Source organism: Geothrix limicola (assembly GCF_030268085.1).
GTDB lineage: Bacteria > Acidobacteriota > Holophagae > Holophagales > Holophagaceae > Geothrix > Geothrix limicola.
In genome coordinates, this window is record NZ_BSDE01000003.1 from 645943 (window position 1) to 666443 (window position 20501).

Sequence of the window (20501 nt, forward strand, 5' to 3'; positions counted from 1 at the left end):
GCGGGCGTCACGATGCAGCGTCACGCTCGTCGCGCGTAGTACCCGCTACGCTTCGACTCGCGTTCCTCGCCTCGCTCGCCCGGCGTCCCTCGCGCGGCCCCGTGGGGGTTTCGTTAGGTACTCTTAAACCCGGCGCCCCCCCGCCTTTTCGAGATAAACTGGCCCTTCATGCGAGCGCGCCCATGAACCATCCCCAGTCCCCCGAAACCTCCAACGAACCCCTGGCCCCGGGCCAGCGGCTGCCCGAATCCGAGCGGAAGGAGCTCAGCCCCGAGGCCATCGCCGAGATCCACGCGATCATGGCGAAGTACCCGGACAAGCTCGCGGCCACGCTGCCGGCCCTGCACATCGCCCAGCGCGAATTCGGCTTCGTGAGCCTGTCGGCCATGAAGGCCGTGGCCAAGGCCATCGGCATTCCCGAAGGGCACGTCTTCGGCGTGGCGACCTTCTACACGATGTATCAGAAGGCGCCCGTGGGTAAGTACCACTTCTCGGTGTGCACCAACATCAGCTGCGCGCTGCGTGGCGCGGCCCAGCTGCTGGAGAAGGTCTGCGAAAAGACCGGCGTGCGTCCCGGCGAAGGCCCCAGTCCCGACGGCATGTGGAGCGTCGAGGAAGTGGAATGCCTGGCCGGCTGCGGCGTGGCGCCCTGCATCCAGGTGAACCACGACGTCTATGACGAGCTGGTGGACGAACAGAAGCTCATCGATGTGATGGAAGCCTGCAAGCGCGGCGAGTATCGGCCTTGGGCCCAGTGAGCGGAGACGAGACATGGTAGCCATCCGCACCAAGCGCGATCCCCACACCTACACCTTCCCCGGTTTCGGTTCCGAGAAGTTCCCGAACCTGATGCTTCGCGGCGCGGGCGATCTGGACAACTGGAACCTGAAGGTCTACGAGCAACAGCACGAAGGCTACGTGGCCATGAAGAAGGCTCTGAAGATGGAGCCGGTGGCCGTGACCGAGGAGGTCAAGACCTCGGGCATCCGCGGCCGCGGCGGTGCGGGCTTCCCCGCGGGCCTGAAGTGGTCCTTCATGCCCAAGGACACGCCAGAGCGGAAGTTCACGCGCTACCTGGTCTGTAACGGTGACGAAGGCGAACCCGGCACCTTCAAGGATCGCGTCATCCTCGAATACAACCCGCACCAGCTCATCGAAGGCATGATCATCGGCGGCTGGGCCATGCAGTGCCAGACGGGCTACGTTTACATCCGCGGCGAATTCCTCTGGCTCATCGAGAAGCTCGAGGCGGCCATCGAACAGGCGCGCGAGGCCGGCTATCTCGGCAAGAACATCCTCGGCACGGGCTGGGATTACGACATCATCGTGCACCGCGGCGCCGGCGCCTACATCTGCGGCGAGGAGACGGCCCTGCTGAACTCGCTGGAAGGTCGCCGCGGCGAACCGCGCGTGAAGCCGCCCTTCCCGGCCGCCAAGGGCGCCTTCGGCCAGCCCACCACCATCAACAACGTGGAGACCCTCGCGGCCGTGCCGCCGATCCTCCGCATGGGCGGCGCCGAGTACGCCAAGATCGGCACGCCCAAGAACACGGGCACGCGCATCTTCGGCGTCAGCGGCCACGTGAAGCGCCCCGGCATCTACGAGCTGCCCCTGGGCACGCCCATGAATTTCCTCGTGGAAGAACTGGCGGGCGGGTCGAGCACCGGCAAGAAGATCAAGGCCATCATCCCCGGCGGCGCCAGCGCGCCCATGTTCGACGACAAGGACTTCGACTGCCCGCTGGACTTCGACACCGTGAAGGCCCGCGGCTCCATGGCCGGTTCCGGTGGTCTCATCGTCATGGACGAGGACACGTGCATGGTGCAGGCGACCCTGCGCCTCATCAAGTTCTACGCCCATGAAAGCTGCGGCCAGTGCACGCCCTGCCGCGAAGGCTGCAACTGGCTGGAGATGATCCTCTATCGCATCGAGCACGGCGAAGGAAAGATGGAGGACCTCGACCTCATCGCCAGCCTCACGCCGCGCATCGGCCTGCGCACGCTCTGCCCCCTGGGCGATGCGGCCTGCGGGCCCATGGATTCGGCCCTGCAGAAGTTCCGCCACGAGTTCGAACACCACATCACGCACAAGACCTGCTACAGCCAGGGTCCGCGGCTCCTGGCCAAGGTCGGCGTCCACTGATCCGGGCCCTTGGTGCCTAAAGAAAACGGGCGCGAAGGCGCCCGTTTTCGTTTCCGATGGACCATCAGTGCAGGGCCGCCGAATCGTGGAGGGAGCCACGCTTGAAGTAGCCCTTGTCGGGCCAGCGGCGCATGACGAGGCTCAGGCAGGCTTCGGCGATGGGCTCGACGCCCTGGCGCTCGTTGTTGAAGACCGCGTCGTACCACTGGGGCGAGGTGATGTCCGTGTGCAGGCAGTGACTGAGGAACTTCTCGCGCAGCTTGGACTGGCGGCGCACGAAGGCCTCGGCAGCTTCGAGGGGCATGTCCAGCCGATGGGCGATGGAGGCGGTCCGGAAACCGAAACTGCCGATCAGGCGGAAGTGGAAGCAGTTCGGACGGTCCTGGCAGACGACGGCGCCACCGCGGCCGATGATGATGGCGCAGCCGGCATCGGCGATCTGGAGGAGGTGCCTGACGAGGATGTTGTAGGCCTCGTTGTGGGTGTGGTAACCGAAGGGGTCCATCAGCAGGTCCTGGGCGTGGCTTTCATCCCCCAGGTGAGTGAGGAGGTGGCGGGACACCATCTCGTCGGCGACGACCTTGTCCACGAGGGCCTTGTCATAGATGTTCCAGAGCTGGCCCGTGCAGTCTTCCAGCAGCACCTTGAGCCGCTCGGCCAGGGGATAGCCTTCGCACCCGTACTGTCGGGCGATGGTGAGGGTGGGATGGAGGGGCGTCCGCGGATGGGTCTGGGCGAAGCGTTCCCGCACCCGGATCCAGGCGGATTCGCGCTGCTCGATGCTCGGAATCAGGGATCCGTAGGACTTGGACGTATTCATGGAACCTCCGGCTTTTGCAGAGCCCTGGGTGGGAGGACCGTCGTCTGGAACATAGGACCTTCAGGGCGAAAGGCAAGGTCCCTACGCCGCGGTTTTTGGGGATCACCGGGTCCACCATCCAGGCCGAGGCATGACGCTGCGGCCGCCCGGCTCTAACCTGGAGGCATGCGCACCCTCGTTCTGCTCCTCCTGGCCCTGTTCCTCCAGGCCCAGGACGCCTTCCTCGTGAAACCCTACCTGCAGCTGGGCGACGCGCCCCGGCCCGCGGCCCTAGAGCGGCTCGACCTGATGTGGCACGCCACGGACGCCGAGGCGGCCTGGTCGGTGGAGGTGCGCGGTTCCAAGGGCTGGGTCGCCCAGGCGATCCCCACCTACCGGCGCCTCGATGCGCCGCCCCTGGCAGCGCACCGCATCTACCGCGCCACGCTCAAGCAGCTCTCGCCGGGGGCGGTGGTTCCCTATCGGGTGCGCTTCAACGGGGCCGTCGTCTTCGAGTCCGAGGCCCAGGTCCGCAGGCCCGGCGCCCATCGCATGGTCGTGTTCGGCGACGCCGCTTCAGGCAGCCACGAGCAGATCGCCCTCGCGAAGGCCGTTCTGGCGGCGAAGCCCGACGCGGTTTTCATCACCGGGGACCTGGTCTATGGCCGGGGCCGGGCGGCGGAATACCGCGATCACTTCTTCCCGGTCTACAACAGTGATGAGACGCCGCTCATGCGCCACGTGCCCTTCCTCGGCGTGCCGGGCAACCACGACGTGCCCTTCAAGGCCTGGCCCGACGCCTCGGCCTACTTCGCCTACTGGTCGCAACCCCTCAACGGCCCCGGGCTGAGGCCCGGCGAGGCGGGCGCCGCGCCGGTGAGCGCGGGTGTGCATGACGCCATGGTGGCGGCCGCAGGCCCGGCCTTCCCACGCATGGCCAGTTTCAGCTTCGACTACGGCAAGGTGCACTGGACCGTGCTGGATTCGAACGTCTATGCCGACTGGGAGAGCCCCAAGCTGAAAGCCTGGCTGGAGGCGGATCTGAAGGCCGCCCAGGGCGCCGCCTGGCGCATCGTGGCCCTGCACCACCCGCTCTTTCAGAGCGCCCTCAGCCATTCGGAGGATCAGTGGATGCGCCCCATCAGCCCCATTCTAGAGAAGTACGGCGTGGATCTGGTGCTGGCGGGCCACGTCCACAACTACCAGCGCACGGCGCCCCTCCGCTTCAAGCCCACCCAGGTGGGTCCCCGCGGCCGGCCCGTGAAGGGTGACTTCACGGTGGACGAGGCCTTCGACGGCCGGACGGTCACCCGCGCCAAGGGCATCATCCACATCGTCACGGGAGCCGGCGGCGCCGAACTCTACGATCCCTGGCAGACCGACGTGAAGACCAGCTGGCAGCCCTGGACCCGAGCCCTGGTCTCGGACAAGCATTCCTTCACCGTGCTGGATGTCGATGCGAAGACGCTGAAGCTGCGCCAGCTCGACGCCGAGGGGCGCGAGCTGGATGCGATCATGCTGACGAAGTGAGACGCGCTAGGATTCCGCCCTAGGACCGTGGGCTCCCCGGGCGGACGAGGCCCACAGGCCCAGGAGGGCCAGGGCGGCTCCCGTGAGCATGGCCGCGCGATAGCCCCGGACGAAGGCCTCCGCGGCCTGGGGGGATCCCCCGGCGCGCAGCAGCAGGCGCCAGCCTCCGGGGCCCAGGTGGCTCGCGGCGATGCCGCCGAGGACCGCGACACTCAGGGCCTGTCCCGTCACGCGCATGGTGCCCTGGAAGGCGCTGGCCACGCTGAGCTGGGTGCGATCCACGCTGCCCAGGATGGCGCTGGTGTTGGGTGCGCTGAAGGCGGCCATGCCGACGCCCACGATGGCCAACGCCGTGACGACCAGGACCAGGGAAGCGCTGCCGCTCGCCGCGCCCAGCAGGGCCATGCCCAGGGCCACGAGGCCCATGCCCGTGGTGCTAAGGAGGCGGGAACCCAGACGGTCGCTGAGACGGCCCGCGAGGGGGCTCAGGCAGGCCTGGGTGAGGGGCTGGCCCAGCATGATCCAGCCGGTGACCTTGGCCGGGAGCCCCAGCACGAGCTGCAGGTAGGCCGCCGTGAGGATGGCGATGGCGTAGAGCGCCATGTAGTTGAGCAGGGCCGCCAGGTTGGCCGCGGCGAAGAGCCGGTTCCGTCGCAGGAGGTCCAGATCCACCAGAGGCATGGGGGCCCGGGATTCCCGCGTCAGGAAGGCCACGAAGGCGAGGGCGGCGAGGCCCAGGCATCCGCTCACGCGAAGCGAACGCCAGCCCCATTCCGAGGCGAAGGTGAGGGGCACCAGCAGGCCCAGCAGGAGGCAGGCCAGCAGGATCGCGCCGGGCAGGTCGAGCCCCTGCTTCCGTCCCGCGGAGGCCGGATGCGGCGGGGGCTGGACCCGCGGAAGGAGCCACCAGCCCCGCAGGAAGACGAGGAGGCCGATGGGCAGGTTCACGAGGAAGATCCAGGGCCACCCGGCGTGATCGACGAGGAAGCCACCCAGGGGTGGGCCCACGCTGAGGCCCAGGTAGACGGCCATGACGTTGATGCCCAGGGCCCGCCCCCGCTCGCGGGCGGGGAAAACCGAGGTGACGATGGCGGCGGAGGTGGAGCTGAGCAGGGCGCCGCCCGTGCCTTGGAGGATGCGGCTGAGGATCAGCGCGGTGCCGTTCCGGCTCAGGGCCGCGCCCAGGGAGGCCACGGTGAAGAGGACGATGCCGCCGAGGTAGAAGCGGACGCGGCCGTGCTGATCTGCCAGGCGGCCCAGCGGGATGAGAAGGATGGCGATGCTCAGCAGGTAGGCCGCCTGCACCCACAGGCTGGCCGCGAAGCTGAGGTGCAGCAGAGGTCCCATCTTCGGCAACGCCACCGCCACGATGGATCCGTCCAGCGGCGTCATGAAGGCGCCGACGCTGGTCAAGGCCAGCAGCGCCCAGCGCCGCTCGTGACCGGTCTCAGGCCCAGCGGGTGAAGCCATGATCCTCCTCGCCTGCGGGACCCAGCCTGCCCCGCCAGGGCTTCCTGCACAAGGGCCCGATGGCTACCGGGTGCGCGTCCCCGAGGCCAGCGAGTAGCGGTGGATCCTGCGGTTCCTCAATTCGAAGATCCAGGTGTCGGCCCAGGCGGTGTCGGTCTCGACCCGGACGTCGGCATGGACACGACCCTGGACGACGCGAAGGGCCCGCACCTCGACCCGTAGGTTCGGGTGCTTGCGGAAGGTGGCCTGGAAGAAGTCCCGGATCTGGGCCTTGTTCAGGGGGACCCCCGTTCCCACGAAGGTGGCCTCGTCGTCCAGATAGCCCATCATGCCCTCCAGGTCCCTTCGGCCGTAGGCGCGGAGGAAACCCTGCACGGTCTGGGTGTTCTCATCGGCGGGGAAGGGCGTCGACTCGGGCCCCGGATGGCACGATACGAGGAAGGCCAGAGCGGGAAGGGCGAGGAGGCGATGGGGCTTCATGGGTCACCCCGGGAGGCCGGTGCAGGGCCCGGTTAGCGCCCGAAGCTGATGGAATAGGTCAGGGCCTTCGGCAGCTTGGGGCTCTTCACGGTGGCGCTGAGGGTGAGGACCTTGCCGTCGGGGCTCAGCTTGAAGACGTTGGTGCGCTCGCCTTCGTCGTTCTTGAAGGTCTGGATGAGCTGGTCTCCCGAAACCTGGGCGGCGACCATGAACTTCTCGCCATCCTCACGGGTCCAGGGGGCGGCGGCACCGCCGGGGGGCATGTGGATGGGGGCCCGGTCATCCAGCTTCACGTCCACACCCGCGCCCGAGATCGTGATGGCCACCTTCTGATAGGCGGGGTTCAGCTTGGTGAGGCGGCCTCGGGCGATGGGCCGCTTGATGAAGTTCATGTCAGCCACGGTGGTGTTGATGGCGGCGGCGATGTCGTCCGTCCGGGTCTGGCGCCAGCTGCCGTTCAGCGCGGATTCCTGCGCGGACAGGGACAGGACGGCGAGGGCAGGGACGAGGAACAGCCGGGCTGCGCGCATGGGGACTCCGTTTGGGATGGTGTCCCAACCATAGCAGGAGTGCAAAAGATCCATAACCGGTGATGGACAGTGATGAACGGTGATGGGTGGGAGTGGCGAATTTTAATCTCCGTGCATCATCGTTCATCACCGGTTCCTGGCTTTTCCATGAAAGGAAAAGCGGAGGGCCGAGGCATGCCTCTGCGCCCTCCGCGTTCTCCGCGGTGAATCAACCGGTGGTGCGGGTCGAACTACCCGATGGTGGCGACCATCACGGCCTTGATGGTGTGCATGCGGTTCTCGGCTTCGTCGAAGACGACGCTGTGCCTAGAGCGGAAGACCTCGTCGGTGACTTCGCGGATGTCGTGGCCCTGGGCCATCATCTCCTTGGCCAGCTTGGTCTCGAAGTCATGGAAGGCGGGCAGGCAGTGGAGGAACTTCACGTCGGGGTTGCCGGTCTTCTGGATCATCTCCATGGTGACCTTGAAGGGCGTGAGCAGCTTCACGCGGGCGGGGATCTGATCCTCCTCGCCCATGCTGGCCCAGACATCGGTGTAGATGACGTCGGCGCCCTTCACGGCCTCCTCGACGTTGTCAGTCACTTCGATGGTGGCGCCGGTGAGCTTGGCGGCCTCGCGGGCGGCCTCCAGCACCTTCGGATCGGGAGCCAGTTCCTTGGGGCCCAGGGCCACCATGTGCATGCCGGTCTTGGCGGCGCCGTACATCAGGGCGTAGCTCATGTTGTTGCGGATGTCCCCGCAGAACACCAGCTTCACCTTGTGCAGCGGCTTGGCCACGTGCTCTTCGATGGTGAGGAAGTCCGCCAGGATCTGGGTGGGGTGGTCCGTGTCCGTGAGGCCGTTCCACACAGGCACGCCGCTGTGCTTGGCCAGGGCCTCGACCACTTCCTGCTTGTAGCCGCGGTACTCGATGCCGTCATAGAAGCGGCCCAGCACCTTGGCGCTGTCTTCGATGGATTCCTTCTTGCCCACCTGGGAGCTGGCGCTGTCCAGGAAGGTCACGTGGGCGCCTTCCTCGAGGGCGCCCACTTCGAAGGCGCAGCGGGTGCGGGTGCTCGTCTTTTCGAAGAGCAGCACGATGTTCTTGCCCTTGAGCAGGTAGTTGAACACCCCCATGCGCTTCTTGGCCTTGAGGTCCCGCGACAGGTCCAGGAGGTAGCGGACTTCTTCGGGTGAGAAATCCATCAGCGTAAGAAAACTGCGACCCTTGAGGTTGACGGCCATGGAAGCCTCCACTTGGTAAGGACGAAGGGTAACCAGGAGGCCGATAAATCCACAAGAAATCGACGTCACAAGGCTGGGCCGATTGACACTGTGTCAGTTCTGACGCCCAGTGGCCATCAAGGCGCGGCGGGCAGCGCGCCCCGCTTCACCAGGGCCGCGATGTCGGCATCGCCGTCGTCCACCAGGCGCTCCCAGCCCTCGGGACGGTAGCCCAGGCTTCGTGCGGCGGAGAGCAGCAGGCTCTGGCCGGGGGCAGGACGCTGGGGCGACAGGGAGTAGACGAAATCCTGGAAGGCGGCCTCGGGCGATACGAAGGTCCAGCCCAGGGTCTTGAACTGCTGCAGGGCGTCGCCCAGGAAGAGGGCGTTGATGAGGTTGTGATGCAGCAGCATCACCTGGGGGATGTCCCGCCCGAAGAGTCTGCGGGAGAGGTCGCGGTAGGCCTCGGCCCGCTGGCGCAGGTGGGCCAGGTACGCGGACCGGAAGGGGCCGAGGTCAGCGTCGGGCTGGCTGGCGAGGCGGGTGCGGAGGGCCTCGTCCAGGCGCCAGTCGGAGGTGTCGAGGCTCACATAGGCGTTGCGATACCCCTGCGCTTTGAGAAAGGCCCGGATGCCGTCCCGCTTCTCGGGCGTGTTGCCTTCCCGCAGGAACGTGAAGCGGAACCAGGGACGGTAGCCCGGCAAGGTGCGGATCACCCGGTCGCAGGTCTGGATCTCGCCTTCGTAGCCGGCCAGGGTCGTGGTGGCGGCGTCCAGATCCGGGTGGGTGACCGTGTGGTTGCCGATGAGGTGGCCCGCCTCGCCCCAGGCCCGGGCCAGGGCCAGGCCCTCGGGTTGGTCCGCCCCGTTGCCCAGGGTCACGAAGAGGGCCGCCTGCACCTGGTGCTGCTTCAGGGCCGCCAGCAGCGCCGCGTTGCGTTGGGCGGGGTTCAGGCGGGGCGTGGCCTGCAGCCGGGGTCCGTCGTCGAAGGTGAAGGCCACGGACTGGGTCAGGGCTGCGGGGGTCAGGGCCAGGGCCAGGCCGAAGGCGCGGAAGAAGCGGGAAGGAAGCATGGGAACCTCGCGGGAGGATCGAAGTATACAAGTTTGTGTACTTTTCTCAACCCAACCGATGGTCATGTCTTCGAGGTGACCTACTGGAATTCCACCAGCAGCTGGCCCTTGGCGACCGTCTCGCCGGGGCTCACGTGGATGGCCTTGATGGTGCCCGCATCGTGGGCGGCGATGTGGTTCTGCATCTTCATGGCTTCGAGGACGAGCAGGCCCTGGCCGCTGCGCACCTCGTCGCCGGGCTTCACGAGCAGGTCGAGGATGAGGCCCGGGATGATGGCCGTCAGCCGGCTGGGATCCTTTGGCACGTAGGGCTTCCGGCGGGCGTACTTCTTCGTGAGGGCGGTTTCGTACACCGTGCCGTTGAGAGCGATGGACTGCCGGAGGGGCTTGGACGGGTGGGTCACCGGATGGGTCATTGAGTGGGTCGCTGATTGAGTCATTGGTGCCTCGCGGATCGATGGGAGGGCGTCGGAGCGCGGCTCAGAAGGGCGGCACACCATGCTTCCGCTGGGGGCGGAGTTCCTGCTTCTCTTCCGAGATCTCCAGGGCGTGGAGCAGGAAGTCGCGGGTCTGGTGGGGCGCAATGACGGCGTCCACGTGGCCGTTGGCGGCGGCTACGTAGGGGCTGGCGAACTTCTCGGTGTATTCCTTCACCTTCTCCTTGCGGAAGGCCTCGGGGTCCGCCGCCGCGGCGATCTCGCCCTTGAAGATGATGTTGGCCGCGCCCTCGGGGCCCATGACGGCGATCTCGGCGCAGGGCCAGGCGAAGACGAAGTCGGCGCCGAGGTGGCGCGAGCACATGGCGATGTAGCCGCCGCCGTAGGCCTTGCGCAGGATCACGGTGATCTTCGGCACCGTCGCCTCGCTGTAGGCGTAGAGCAGCTTGGCCCCGTGGCGGATGACGCCGGCGTGCTCCTGGTCGATGCCCGGCAGGTAGCCCGGCAGGTCGACGAAGGTCACCAGGGGGATGTTGAAGGCGTCGCAGAAGCGGATGAAGCGGGCGGCCTTGTCGGAGCTGTCCACGTCCAGCACGCCGGCGAGCACCGCCGGCTGGTTGGCGATCATGCCCACCGTGCGGCCGTCCATGCGGGCAAATCCCACGACGATGTTGGCGGCCCAGAGCGCCTGGACCTCCATGAAGTCCGATCCGTCGCAAACGGCCTTGATGACGTCGCGCACGTCATAGGGCTTGTTGGATTCGGCCGGGATGATGCTTTCGAGGCTGACCTCGCTGCGGGAGGGGATGACGCTGAAGGCATCGGCCTTTTTGCGGTTGTTCCAGGGGATGTAGGTCACCAGGCGCTTGACCTGCTCAAAGCACTCGGCCTCGCTCTGGGCGTAGAAGTGCGCGTTGCCCGTCATTTCCGCCTGCACCCGGGCGCCGCCCAGGTCCTCCATGGAGATCTCTTCGCCCAGCACGGTCTTGATGACCTCGGGGCCGGTGATGAACATCTTGGAGATGTTGTCGACGACAAAGACGAAATCCGTCAGGGCCGGCGAATAGACGGCGCCCCCCGCGCAGGGGCCGAGGATGATGGAGATCTGGGGGATGACCCCCGAGGCCAGGGTGTTGCGGTAGAAGATCTCGCCGTACCCCGCCAGGGAGTTCACCCCCTCCTGGATGCGCGCGCCGCCCGAATCGTTGATGCCGATGAGGGGGATGCCCAGCTTGATGGCGTGATCCATGATCTTGGTGATCTTGCGGGCGTGGGCCAAGCCGAGCGACCCGCCGGCCACGGTGAAGTCCTGGGCGAAGATGGCCACGGGGTGGCCGAGGATGGTGCCCGTGCCGGTGATGACGCCATCCCCCGGCAGCTGCTTCTTGGCCATGCCGAAGTCGGAGCACTTGTGTTCGACGAAGAGGTCGTACTCGTGGAAGGAATCCCGGTCGAGGATGGCCGTGACGCGCTCGCGGGCCAGCAGCTTCCCCTGGGCCGCCTGCTTCCGGGCGGCTTCGGGGTGGGGCACGGTGGCTTCGGCGTGCTTGGCGGCGTGGTCTTTCATCTTCTTGGGCAGGGACATGGAAAATCCTCGTGGCGGTCGATCGAATGAAAGCAAGCGTCGATGAGAGTCAAATAAGATGACAAAGGCATCTTGAATAGACGATACCAGGGTCGAGCTGAGGCATCCATCACGGTTGGTGTCAGCACAAATCTGGATTCGGGCCTCCACGCGTCCGCCGTTCGCCGTATATTCAGGACCACCCATTCCGACCCAACCCAGGCACCCCAGGAGGCATCATGCGGCCCTTGTCCCACCTGATCGAAGGAAAGCCCTCGCCCGTCTCCGTGCGGCCGGATGACACCGTGTTCACGGCCCTCAATCTGATGGCCCAGTTCGACATCGGCGCCCTGCTGGTGTTGGACCAGGGCCGGCTCGTGGGGATCTTCTCCGAGCGGGACTATGCCCGCAAGATCGTCCTGAAGGGCAAGACCTCCAAGGACACCCCGGTGCGGGAGATCATGAGCGACAGGGTCAGCTGCGTGACCCTCGACCAGACCGTCGAGGAGTGCATGGCCCTCATGACCGACAAGCGCGTCCGCCACCTGCCCGTGCTCGGGGCGAACAACAGCGTGATCGGCATCCTATCCATCGGCGACCTGGTCAAGGAAACCATCTCAGATCAGCAGTTCACCATCGAACAGCTGGTGTCGTACATCCAGCACTGAGGGCGGGGCCGAACCCGAAGGAAACCGGGCCGGTTTCCGGGCGCATACTTGGGTGGGGTGGAGGATCCCACCTCAGGGAGACGACCATGAATCGACGCCTGCTACCCCTCGCATTCCTGTTGTCCGTGGGCGCCAGTTCCGCCTGGGCGCAGGTGCATGTGCAGATCGAACTGGGCTTGCCCGTGGCGCCCCCGCTGGTGGTGATCCGGCCCGGGATCCAGGTGGTGGAGGGCTTCGGGGAAGAAGTCTTCTTCTCGGACGGCTGGTACTGGTGCCGTCGCCACGACGGCTGGTACCGAGCCCGCTCGCCTCGCGCCCGCTTCGGCTGGGTGGAGGAACGCCGTGTGCCCCGCCGCCTGATCGAGGTGCCCCGCGGCCAGTACCGCAACTGGCACCACGAACGGGGCATGGAGCGCCGGGAAGAACGCCGAGACGAACGCCGCATGGAGCGCCGGGAGGACCGGCGTGAAGATCGCCGCCGGGAGGAACGCGGCCGTGAGCGGCGAGAAGAGCGTCATGAGGAGCGCGACGAGCGGGATCACCGCCGCGATCACTGAGGTCTGAGAGGCGCAACTTGAGCTGCCGTGCCGGCGCCCTGGTGACTTGGACCGTCGTTCTTGCGGCGGCGCTGGGCGCGCAGGAGGCGAAGTCGGCCGTCAAGGTGAAGCCCAAGCCTTCCGAAGTCCTGTGGCGCTACGAATCGCCACGGGGCTTCACCCTGCCCGAACCCGCCTATGGCTTTCCCACGCCCATCAAGCAGGCCCTCGTCCAGTTCGTGCAGCCGGACCCCGACCTGACGAAGGCCTACGCAGACGTGCTCAGGGACAAGCGGACCTTCGCGAGGTGGCTGCGCGGCGTGCTCGAGGCTCGGAAGAAGGCCCTCCAGGAGGCGGAGACTGCCGGACCCAGGGTGCTCTCAAGCGACCCGTCGAAGGCCGCACCGGGCAAGGGCACGATCCTCGGCACCACGACGATCCGCCCCCGGGCTGAAAGGGAAGGGGGCGAGATCGATCGGTATTTGGCGGTGCTGAAGGTGTGGAGTTCGGAGTGACCCGCTCGGGCCTCAGCCCTTGGTCTTGGAGGCCTCGCGCCAGGCGGCGAGGAGCTTGGCTTCCTGTTCGGCGTTGGGGGCGGCGAGCCTGGTGCGGCCCTTCTCCACCTTCTCCTGGGTCTTGAACCAGGCGAGGGTGTCCTTCACGGTTTCGAGGGCGGGACGGAACTTGAGGCCGGCCTTCACGGCGCGGTCGTTGCGCCAGGTGTGGAAGCCCTTGGTCTCGCCCAGGTAGGGCGCCCAGATGGGGAACTCGATTCCTTCCTGCTTGGCGACGAATTCCGCGGGGATCCAGACCGGCTTGGCGTCGGCCTTCCCCACCTTCTGGAAATCCGCCACGAGGCTGCCCCAGGCCAGCCGCTTCTCGGGGCCGCAGGCGTTGAAGACGCCCGTGGTGCCCTGCTCGACGAGATGCACCAGCCAGGCCGCCAGGTCGCGCACGTCGATGATCTCCACGGGATCGGCGGGCGCGCCGGGCACGGCGATCTCGCCGCCCCGATCGAAGCGCACGGGCCAGTAGGTGAAGCGGCCCGTGGGATCGTCGGGCCCCACGATGTAGCCGGGGCGAATGATGGTGGCGCGGCCGGGCATGGCCTTCTGCACGGCCTGCTCGCAGAGGGCCTTGAGCCCGCCGTAGTTCTGGAATTCCTTCCCCATCTCCTCGACGGCGGGATCGGCCAGGGTGGCCAGGGGTGCATCCTCGGTGCCGTTCTCGGGGTTGGGCTCCTTGTAGGCGCTGATGCTCGAGATGTAGAGGTACTGCTTCGCGTGGGGCGCCACCAGGCTGGCGGAGGCGCCCACCAGGCGCGGGTAGTAGCCGCTGTTGTCGATGACGGCGTCCCAGCTTCCGCCTTCCAGCGCCTTCAGGCCTTCGCCCTTCTTGGGATCGCGGTCGCCGTGCAGCTTCTCCACGCCGGGGAAGAGGTCGGGCCGCGTCTTCCCGCGGTTGAACATGGTCACCTTGTGACCGCGGGCCTGGGCGATCTCGATGGTGGCGGGCCCGAGGAAGCCCGTGCCGCCGAGGATGAGGATCTTCTTCGGAGCGGCCTTCCCCGCAACGGGGGCCGGCGCGGCGGACAGGTCGAGGCCGGTGGCGGCGAGGGCCGTGGCGGTGGCGGACCACTGGATGAACTCGCGGCGGGAGACGGTCATGGCAACCTCCGAGGGATGGCGCGATGGGGAAAGGGTTGATACATCGTGAATCGATATATACTCCCTCCAGCCGCTCCCGCAACCTCTTTTCCGGACCTCCCATGAAGCTCCTCCGCCGCCTCGTGATGATCGAAGAGGGCGAAGTCCCGGCCCTGCTCTGGTCCGCGCTGTACTTCTTCCTGCTGTTCTTCGGCTATTACCTGCTGCGGCCCGTGCGCGAGGCCATCGGCATCGCCCGGGGCGCCGACAAGCTGCCCTGGCTGATGACGGGCACCCTGCTGGCCATGGTGCTCGCCAACCCGGCCTTCGCCACCCTCGTCTCGAGGCTGCCGCGGCGGCGCTTCATCCCCTGGGCCTACCGCTTCTTCGCGCTCAACATGTTGGCCTTCTTCCTGGCCTTCCGCTTCCTGCCCCAGCGCGGCGGCGCGGCTCTGGGCTACGCGTTCTACATCTGGCTCAGTGTCTTCAACCTCTTCGTCGTCTCGGTGTTCTGGGGCCTCATGTCGGACGTGTGGTCCGAAGCCCAGGGCAAGCGCCTCTTCGGCTTCATCGCCACGGGCGGTACCCTCGGCGCCATCGCCGGCGCGGCGTTGACGGGCGCGCTCACGAAGGGATTCACGCTCGGTGGGCTGCCGATGAAGGTGGATCCGCTCTCGCTGCTGCTGCTGTCCATGCTCACGCTGGAACTGGCCGTGCAATGCGTGAATCGCCTCGTGGCCCTCTTCCACCTGGGCGACGCGGCCCAAGGCGCGCGCGAGCCGGGGCCCGGGCCGCTGGAGGGCCTGCGCCTCATCGCGACCTCGCGCTACCTGCAGCTCATCTGCGCCTACATCCTGCTCTTCACCATCACGAGCACCTTCCTCTACCTGCAGCAGGGCGCCATCGTCGAGCGCACCTTCAGCGGCACGGCGGCGCGGACCGCCGCCTTCGCGCGCATCGACGTCTGGGTGAACGTGCTCACGCTGGCGACGCAGATCCTGCTGACGGGGCGCATCATCACGGCCTTCGGCATCCCCGTGGTGCTGGCGATCCTGCCCGTGCTGACGCTGGCGGGCTTTGGCGCCCTGTGGGTGTGGCCCACCTTCGGCGTCATGGCCGTCTTCCAGATCCTGCGCCGCGGCCTGCACTATGCCGTGGACCGCCCGGCCCGCGAGATCCTCTACATTCCGCTCGGGCCCGAAGAACGCTACAAATCGAAGCCCTTCATCGACACCTTCATCTACCGCGGCGGCGACCTGCTGGGCGTGTGGGCGCCCACGGCGCTGGCAGCCCTGGCCATCCCCCTGGGCCTCGCCACGGTGGGCTGTTCGGGCCTGTGGCTGGGCAGTGCCTGGGCCCTCGGGCGGCGGGTGAAAGGTGTTTCGAACGAGGTTCCGGGTTGACTTTTCTGTCGCTTCCCGGATGATGGCGGACATGTCGTTTCCCGTGACCAAGGTCTCCCTGACTTCCGCCCCCTTCGGCGGCCGGGAAGGCTTCCGCACCGCCTTCTGCACCACGGGTACCATTGGTATTACGACGAACCATCTGGCCGTGCGGGGCACCTGACCTGATTCCCAACCCTCAGACTCAGCCCCGCGCCAACCCCGCGGGGCTTTTCGTTTTCCGGAGCGCCCATGTCCAGCCAACCCATCCGCGTCATGAAATTCGGCGGCACCAGCATGGCCGGCGCGGACCGGTTCCGTCAGGTGGCGGACCTGGTGGCCCGCGCGCGCGCCAGTCACCGCGTCTGCGTCGTCGCCTCGGCCATGGCCGGCGTCACGAACCTGCTGCTGCACGGGGGGCACGTGCCGGATCGCGAGGCGGCCGATGAGCTGCTCGCGGGCTTCCGGGCGCGGCACGCGGACGTGGTGGCCGATCTGGCCGGCGACCTGGGCGTCGAAGCCGCGACCGTGCGCGAGCAGCTGGAGGCCCTCGAAACCCTGGGCCGCCGCCTCTTGCACGGCATGGCCCTGCTGGAAGAGGGCCCGCCCTCGGTGCTGGCCCAGGTTTCGAGTCTGGGCGAGCGGGCCGCATGCGCCATCCTCGTGGGTCTGCTGAAGGCCCGCGGCCTGGCACCGCGCTACCTCGATCCCGTGGCGCACATCAAGGTGGAGGGCGATCCCCTGCAGGCCCGTCCCCGCATGGCCGAGATCGAAGCCTGCTTCGCCGACGTGAAGGCGGGTGAAGGCGGCCTCTGGGTGCTGCCGGGCTTTTTCGGCGGCGACGCCCAGGGGCGGATCCTTTCGCTGGGACGGGGCGGATCGGACCACAGCGCGGCCCTGGCCGCCGCCGCGCTGGGCGCGGATCTGCTGGAGATCTGGACGGATGTCGTCGGCCTCTACAGCGCCGATCCCTCCCTCGTGCCCGAGGCCTTTCCGTTGCCGGAGGCCAGCTTCGAGGAGGCCATGGAGCTTTCCTACTTCGGCGCCAAGGTGCTTCATCCGAAGACCATCCCGCCCGTGCGCGAATGCGGCATCCCCGTGCGCGTGTGCAGCAGCTTCGAGCCCGACCATCCGGGCACGCTGATCCGCGAGCAGGTGCCGCCGCCCCCCAGCGGCGTGCGGGGCCTCTCCTTCCTGCGCGACCTGTCCATCGTGAACCTCACGGGCCCGGGCATGCCTGGCGTGCCCGGCATCGCCGGCCGCGTGTTCGGCGCCCTGGCGCGCAGGGGCATCTCCGTCGTGCTCATCACGCAAAGCTCCTCCGAACTCTCCATCTGCTTCGCCGTGCGCCGGGCCGATGGTGCCGCGGCGGTGGCGGCCCTCGAAGAGGCCTTTCCGGCGGAGCTCTCCGCGGGGTTCCTGGATCCCATCACCCTGCACACGGGCCTGTCAGTGCTCAGCATCGTAGGCGACGGCATGCGCACCCGCCCCGGCATCGCGGGCACCTTCTTCGATGCGCTGGCCGAGGTGGGCTGCAACGTCGTCGCCATCGCCCAGGGCGCCAGCGAACGCATCATTTCGGCGGTGGTGGAGGAGGCCAGCGGCGCCCGCGCCATGGCCCACATCCACCGGCGTTTCTTCCAGACCCAGGTGGTGGTGGACGTCCACCTGCTGGGCGCGGGCAACGTGGGCGGCAGCCTGCTGGGCCAGATCCGGCGCCAGCACGATCAGCTGCTGGCCCAGGGGCTCGATCTGCGCGTGACCACGGTGGCCACGAGCCGCCGCATGAAGGTGGATCCGAAGGGCCTCGACCTGTCCCGCTGGCGCGACGCGCTGATAGAGGGCGAGCCCATGGATCTGGACCGCCTCATGGAGATCGTGCGGGAGGGGCCGCCCTCCCTCGCCGTGCTGGTGGACTGCAGCACCAGTGGCGAACTGGCGGCCCGCTATCCGGAACTGTTCGACGCGGGCTTCCACGTGGTGGCCGCCAACAAGAAGGCCAACAGTAGCACCCAGGCCTTCTACCGCGAACTGCGCCGCAGATCCTCCCGCCGGGGCCTCCGCTTCCTCTACGAAGCCAATGTCGGCGCGGGCCTGCCCATCATCGACACCGTGAAGAACCTGGTGCTCACGGGGGACCGCGTGCTGCGGGCCGAGGGCATCCTGTCGGGCTCCATGTCGTACATCCTCGGCCTGCTCGGCGAGGGCGTGGCCCTTTCGGAGGCTGTGCGCAGGGCCAAGGAAAGCGGCTTCACGGAGCCCGATCCCCGCGACGACCTCAGCGGCATGGACGTGGCGCGCAAGCTCCTCATCCTGGCCCGGGAGCTGGGCCGCGAGCTGGAGCTGGAGGACGTAGTGGTGGAGGGTCTGTTGCCGGCGGACTTCGACGCCAGCGGCGACATCCCCACCTTCATGGCGCGCCTGCCGCAACTGGACGCCGCCTTCCGCGAGCGTCTCACCGCGCTGAAAGCCGAAGGCAAGACCCTGCGTTACGTGGGCTCCCTTTCGGACAGCGGTTGTCGCGTGGGCCTGCTGCCCGTGGATGCCGATCATCCCTTCATCGCCATCAAGGGCGGCGAAAACGCCCTGGCCCTGCTCACCGAGCGCTATCAGCCCCATCCCATGGTGATCCGCGGGTACGGCGCAGGCGCCGAGGTGACGGCGGCGGGCGTGCTGGCCGACATCCTGCGCCTGGTGCCCCCCGGCGCCCGGCCCGCGCGGAGGCTGTGATGACGGGGCTTTCCGAAACCCTTTCCGAATCCCTATCTGGATCGTCGACGCCGGGCCTGGTGGCCTACGCGCCCGCGAGCATCGGCAACATGGCCGCGGGATTCGATCTGATGGGCGCGGCCCTCGCGCCCCTGGACGGCCGCCTGCTGGGGGATCTGGTGCAGGTGGCCCGCGCCCCGGAATCCAGCTTCCGGGTGACGGGTCCTTTCGCCGCCGCCCTGGCGGACGACCGGCGGCCCAACCTGGTGCTGCGGGCGCGAGATTTCTTCGTCGAGGCCGTGCGCGCGGCCGGCGGCGAGGCCGGGCCCTTCGCCATCACGCTGGAGAAACGGCTGCCCGTGTCCAGCGGTCTGGGTTCCAGCGCCAGCTCCATCGTGGCCACCCTCGTGGGCCTCCAGGCCCTCTGCGGCGATCCCCTGCGCGGCTCGGAGCTGCTGGATCTGGCGGGAAGGGCCGAAGGCTTCACCAGCGGCGACCGGCATCTGGACAACGTGGCGCCCTCCCTGCTCGGGGGACTGCAACTCATGGTGCCGGGCCGCGAGGGCGCGCCCGCCGCGCGGCGCCTGCCCTGGCCCTCGGATCTCCTGCTGGTGGTGGTGCATCCCGACTGCCAGCTGGCCACGGCGGACAGCCGCAAGGCGCTGCCCGAGCGGCCGGGCTGGGGTGAAGCGGTGGACTTCGCGGGCAACCTCGCGAGCCTCGTCCACGCGCTGCACACCCGCGACCGCGCGCTGCTGGCGCGCTGCCTGCGCGATCCCATCGTGGAGGTGCACCGCGCGCCCCTGGTGCCCGGCTTCCGCGCGGCCCAGGCGGCGGCGATGGGCCTGGGCGCCCTGGGCTGCAGCCTATCGGGCTCGGGGCCATCGGTGTTCGCGGTGGTCGAGGACGAGGCCCAGGCCTCCGCCATCGCATCCGCCATGCAGATCGCCTTCGAGGAGGCGGGCCTCGGCAGCCAGGGCTGGGTCTGCGCCCTGGACCCCGAAGGCGCTCGCGTCCTCACCCCCGGTTCACGACACCCCTGGCGCGAGGCCCATCCATGAAGCTGCTCAGCACACGCACATCCACACTCGGCGCCACCTTCCTCGAAGCGGTCCATGCGGGCCTCGCGCCGGATGGCGGCCTCTACGTGCCGGAGGCCCTTCCGCATTTCGAGGATGTCCCCGACCTGATGAAATCAGGCTTCGCCACGCGCTCCACGGAGATCCTCCACCGCCTGCTCGGCGATGAATTCCCCCGCGCCGTCATCGAGGACCTGGCGCGCTCCGCCTTCACTTTTCCCGCGCCGCTGGTGAAGGTGGATGATCGCATCTCGGCGCTGGAACTCTTCCACGGGCCCACGCTGGCCTTCAAGGATTTCGGCGCCCGCTTCCTGGCGCGCGTGCTGGCGCTGGGCACGGGTGGGCGGGGCCGCACGGTGCTCACGGCCACGTCGGGCGATACGGGTGCGGCGGTGGCCAGCGCCTTCCACGGCCTGCCCGGCGTGCAGGTGGTGGTGCTCTACCCCGCGGGCCGCGTGTCACCCTTGCAGGAGCGCCAGTTCGCCACCTGCGGCGGGAATGTGCTGGCCCTCGCCGTGGAGGGCAGTTTCGACGACTGCCAGCGGCTGGTGAAGGGCGCCTTCGAGGATGCGGAGCTGGTCGCAGAGCTGGGCCTCACCTCGGCCAACAGCATCAACATCGCGCGGCTGCTGGCCCAGACGCTCTACTACTTCGAAGCGGCGGCCCAGGCCGATGGGGAGGCGCCCCTGGTGGTGTCCGTGCCCAGCGGCAACTTCGGCAACCTTACGGCGGGCCTCTGGGCCCAGGCCATGGGCGCACCCATCCACGCCTTCGTGGCGTCCACCAACGCCAACCGCGTGGTGCCGGACTATCTTGACACCGGCCGGTACCAGCCGCGACCCTCGGTGGCCACGCTCTCCAACGCCATGGACGTGGGTTCGCCCAGCAACTGGGAGCGCATCCACGCGCTGTTCAAGGGCGATCACGACGCCATGGCCGCGGCCCTGCGCTGGGGCAGCTGCAGCGATGCGGAGACGGAAGCCACCGTGGTCGAACTTGATCGCGCGGGCTATCTGGCGGATCCCCACGGGGCCGTGGCCCACCGCGTGCTTCGCGCCAACCTGCGCGGGGGTGAGCGGGGCATCTTCCTCGCGACGGCCCACCCGGCGAAGTTCCGCGAGGCCCTGGCCCCCGCCCTCGGCCGCGAGATTCCGCTGCCGAAGGCGCTGGGCGACCTGCTGTCCCGGCCCCTGTTGAACGAACCGCTGCCGGCGGATCAGGCGGCCCTGAAGCGCCGGCTGAGTTGAGGCATCG

At 68.1% G+C, this 20501-nt stretch carries 20 protein-coding genes; 11 read left to right on the forward strand and 9 right to left on the reverse strand.

The window, feature by feature from the left end; translation table 11 throughout:
- The first annotated feature begins 182 nt into the window (after positions 1-182).
- Together QSJ34_RS10765 and nuoF are read left to right on the forward strand one after the other, a co-directional pair.
- On the forward strand, positions 183-758 hold the full coding sequence (locus tag QSJ34_RS10765) for an NADH-quinone oxidoreductase subunit NuoE family protein (RefSeq protein ID WP_285575004.1): 576 nt from the start codon (positions 183-185) through the stop codon (positions 756-758).
- Between the two features lie 13 nt (positions 759-771).
- Positions 772-2142, forward strand: coding sequence for an NADH-quinone oxidoreductase subunit NuoF (gene nuoF, locus QSJ34_RS10770; protein ID WP_285575006.1), 1371 nt, complete (start codon positions 772-774; stop codon positions 2140-2142).
- 64 nt (positions 2143-2206) lie between these two features.
- Here nuoF and QSJ34_RS10775 read toward each other — a convergent pair whose 3' ends face one another.
- The gene (locus QSJ34_RS10775) at positions 2207-2962 is read right to left on the reverse strand and encodes a cytidylate kinase-like family protein (protein ID WP_285575008.1); all 756 of its coding nucleotides are present in this window, start codon (positions 2960-2962) and stop codon (positions 2207-2209) included.
- A 165-nt stretch (positions 2963-3127) separates the two neighbouring features.
- Here QSJ34_RS10775 and QSJ34_RS10780 point away from each other — a divergent pair, with 165 nt between their 5' ends.
- Positions 3128-4471: a metallophosphoesterase gene (locus tag QSJ34_RS10780; protein ID WP_285575010.1), complete on the forward strand. Its 1344-nt coding sequence runs from the start codon at positions 3128-3130 to the stop codon at positions 4469-4471.
- 6 nt (positions 4472-4477) lie between these two features.
- On the opposite strand, the gene QSJ34_RS10785 is transcribed toward QSJ34_RS10780, so the two are convergent.
- The 7 genes from QSJ34_RS10785 to QSJ34_RS10815 form a co-directional block, all read right to left on the reverse strand.
- Positions 4478-5941, reverse strand: a complete 1464-nt coding sequence (locus tag QSJ34_RS10785; RefSeq protein ID WP_285575012.1) for an MFS transporter — start codon at positions 5939-5941, stop codon at positions 4478-4480.
- Between the two features lie 63 nt (positions 5942-6004).
- Entirely contained in the window at positions 6005-6421 is a 417-nt protein-coding gene (locus QSJ34_RS10790; RefSeq protein WP_285575014.1) for a nuclear transport factor 2 family protein, read from the reverse strand.
- A gap of 32 nt (positions 6422-6453) precedes the next feature.
- Positions 6454-6951 carry a hypothetical protein gene (locus QSJ34_RS10795; protein WP_285575016.1) on the reverse strand — a complete coding sequence of 166 codons (498 nt, stop codon included), beginning with the start codon at positions 6949-6951 and terminating at the stop codon, positions 6454-6456.
- A 230-nt stretch (positions 6952-7181) separates the two neighbouring features.
- The gene (gene argF / locus QSJ34_RS10800) at positions 7182-8174 is read right to left on the reverse strand and encodes an ornithine carbamoyltransferase (protein ID WP_285575018.1); all 993 of its coding nucleotides are present in this window, start codon (positions 8172-8174) and stop codon (positions 7182-7184) included.
- A gap of 116 nt (positions 8175-8290) precedes the next feature.
- Positions 8291-9226 carry a polysaccharide deacetylase family protein gene (locus tag QSJ34_RS10805; protein ID WP_285575020.1) on the reverse strand — a complete coding sequence of 312 codons (936 nt, stop codon included), beginning with the start codon at positions 9224-9226 and terminating at the stop codon, positions 8291-8293.
- An 80-nt stretch (positions 9227-9306) separates the two neighbouring features.
- Entirely contained in the window at positions 9307-9630 is a 324-nt protein-coding gene (locus tag QSJ34_RS10810; protein WP_285575022.1) for an acyl-CoA carboxylase biotin carboxyl carrier protein subunit, read from the reverse strand.
- A gap of 76 nt (positions 9631-9706) precedes the next feature.
- Positions 9707-11230 carry an acyl-CoA carboxylase subunit beta gene (locus QSJ34_RS10815; protein WP_420798844.1) on the reverse strand — a complete coding sequence of 508 codons (1524 nt, stop codon included), beginning with the start codon at positions 11228-11230 and terminating at the stop codon, positions 9707-9709.
- A gap of 236 nt (positions 11231-11466) precedes the next feature.
- Here QSJ34_RS10815 and QSJ34_RS10820 point away from each other — a divergent pair, with 236 nt between their 5' ends.
- From QSJ34_RS10820 to QSJ34_RS10830, 3 genes are all read left to right on the forward strand, one after another.
- Positions 11467-11895 carry a CBS domain-containing protein gene (locus QSJ34_RS10820; protein ID WP_285575026.1) on the forward strand — a complete coding sequence of 143 codons (429 nt, stop codon included), beginning with the start codon at positions 11467-11469 and terminating at the stop codon, positions 11893-11895.
- A gap of 86 nt (positions 11896-11981) precedes the next feature.
- Positions 11982-12452, forward strand: coding sequence for a hypothetical protein (locus QSJ34_RS10825; protein WP_285575028.1), 471 nt, complete (start codon positions 11982-11984; stop codon positions 12450-12452).
- 17 nt (positions 12453-12469) lie between these two features.
- Positions 12470-12946, forward strand: a complete 477-nt coding sequence (locus QSJ34_RS10830) for a hypothetical protein (RefSeq protein ID WP_285575030.1) — start codon at positions 12470-12472, stop codon at positions 12944-12946.
- Positions 12947-12958: 12 nt separating this feature from the next.
- Here QSJ34_RS10830 and QSJ34_RS10835 read toward each other — a convergent pair whose 3' ends face one another.
- Entirely contained in the window at positions 12959-14098 is a 1140-nt protein-coding gene (locus tag QSJ34_RS10835; protein WP_285575032.1) for an SDR family oxidoreductase, read from the reverse strand.
- 101 nt (positions 14099-14199) lie between these two features.
- Between QSJ34_RS10835 and QSJ34_RS10840 the strand changes: the two genes are divergently transcribed.
- The 5 genes from QSJ34_RS10840 (at position 14200) to thrC (ending at position 20494) form a co-directional block, all read left to right on the forward strand.
- On the forward strand, positions 14200-15480 hold the full coding sequence (locus tag QSJ34_RS10840) for an NTP/NDP exchange transporter (RefSeq protein WP_285575033.1): 1281 nt from the start codon (positions 14200-14202) through the stop codon (positions 15478-15480).
- Positions 15481-15511: 31 nt separating this feature from the next.
- Positions 15512-15643, forward strand: a complete 132-nt coding sequence (locus tag QSJ34_RS10845) for a hypothetical protein (protein ID WP_285575035.1) — start codon at positions 15512-15514, stop codon at positions 15641-15643.
- Positions 15644-15711: 68 nt separating this feature from the next.
- Complete coding sequence (gene thrA, locus QSJ34_RS10850; protein ID WP_285575037.1) at positions 15712-18189, forward strand: bifunctional aspartate kinase/homoserine dehydrogenase I; 2478 nt, start codon at positions 15712-15714, stop codon at positions 18187-18189.
- Positions 18189-19229, forward strand: a complete 1041-nt coding sequence (locus QSJ34_RS10855) for a homoserine kinase (RefSeq protein WP_285575041.1) — start codon at positions 18189-18191, stop codon at positions 19227-19229. Before thrA ends, QSJ34_RS10855 begins: the two co-directional genes overlap by 1 nt.
- Positions 19226-20494 (forward strand): threonine synthase, encoded by a 1269-nt coding sequence (gene thrC / locus QSJ34_RS10860; protein WP_285575043.1) that lies wholly within the window; start codon positions 19226-19228, stop codon positions 20492-20494. The genes QSJ34_RS10855 and thrC overlap by 4 nt, the downstream gene beginning before the upstream one ends.
- Positions 20495-20501 lie beyond the last annotated feature (7 nt).

What these genes read in the sequence shown, in the direction of transcription:
- QSJ34_RS10765 (WP_285575004.1), top strand. Translation starts at nt 183, where the DNA reads ATGAACCATCCCCAGTCCCCCGAAACCTCCAACGAACCCCTGGCCCCG.
- nuoF (WP_285575006.1), top strand. Translation starts at nt 772, where the DNA reads ATGGTAGCCATCCGCACCAAGCGCGATCCCCACACCTACACCTTCCCC.
- QSJ34_RS10775 (WP_285575008.1), bottom strand. Translation starts at nt 2,962, where the DNA reads ATGAATACGTCCAAGTCCTACGGATCCCTGATTCCGAGCATCGAGCAG.
- QSJ34_RS10780 (WP_285575010.1), top strand. Translation starts at nt 3,128, where the DNA reads ATGCGCACCCTCGTTCTGCTCCTCCTGGCCCTGTTCCTCCAGGCCCAG.
- QSJ34_RS10785 (WP_285575012.1), bottom strand. Translation starts at nt 5,941, where the DNA reads ATGGCTTCACCCGCTGGGCCTGAGACCGGTCACGAGCGGCGCTGGGCG.
- QSJ34_RS10790 (WP_285575014.1), bottom strand. Translation starts at nt 6,421, where the DNA reads ATGAAGCCCCATCGCCTCCTCGCCCTTCCCGCTCTGGCCTTCCTCGTA.
- QSJ34_RS10795 (WP_285575016.1), bottom strand. Translation starts at nt 6,951, where the DNA reads ATGCGCGCAGCCCGGCTGTTCCTCGTCCCTGCCCTCGCCGTCCTGTCC.
- argF (WP_285575018.1), bottom strand. Translation starts at nt 8,174, where the DNA reads ATGGCCGTCAACCTCAAGGGTCGCAGTTTTCTTACGCTGATGGATTTC.
- QSJ34_RS10805 (WP_285575020.1), bottom strand. Translation starts at nt 9,226, where the DNA reads ATGCTTCCTTCCCGCTTCTTCCGCGCCTTCGGCCTGGCCCTGGCCCTG.
- QSJ34_RS10815 (WP_420798844.1), bottom strand. Translation starts at nt 11,230, where the DNA reads ATGAAAGACCACGCCGCCAAGCACGCCGAAGCCACCGTGCCCCACCCC.
- QSJ34_RS10820 (WP_285575026.1), top strand. Translation starts at nt 11,467, where the DNA reads ATGCGGCCCTTGTCCCACCTGATCGAAGGAAAGCCCTCGCCCGTCTCC.
- QSJ34_RS10825 (WP_285575028.1), top strand. Translation starts at nt 11,982, where the DNA reads ATGAATCGACGCCTGCTACCCCTCGCATTCCTGTTGTCCGTGGGCGCC.
- QSJ34_RS10835 (WP_285575032.1), bottom strand. Translation starts at nt 14,098, where the DNA reads ATGACCGTCTCCCGCCGCGAGTTCATCCAGTGGTCCGCCACCGCCACG.
- QSJ34_RS10840 (WP_285575033.1), top strand. Translation starts at nt 14,200, where the DNA reads ATGAAGCTCCTCCGCCGCCTCGTGATGATCGAAGAGGGCGAAGTCCCG.
- QSJ34_RS10845 (WP_285575035.1), top strand. Translation starts at nt 15,512, where the DNA reads ATGTCGTTTCCCGTGACCAAGGTCTCCCTGACTTCCGCCCCCTTCGGC.
- thrA (WP_285575037.1), top strand. Translation starts at nt 15,712, where the DNA reads ATGTCCAGCCAACCCATCCGCGTCATGAAATTCGGCGGCACCAGCATG.
- QSJ34_RS10855 (WP_285575041.1), top strand. Translation starts at nt 18,189, where the DNA reads ATGACGGGGCTTTCCGAAACCCTTTCCGAATCCCTATCTGGATCGTCG.
- thrC (WP_285575043.1), top strand. Translation starts at nt 19,226, where the DNA reads ATGAAGCTGCTCAGCACACGCACATCCACACTCGGCGCCACCTTCCTC.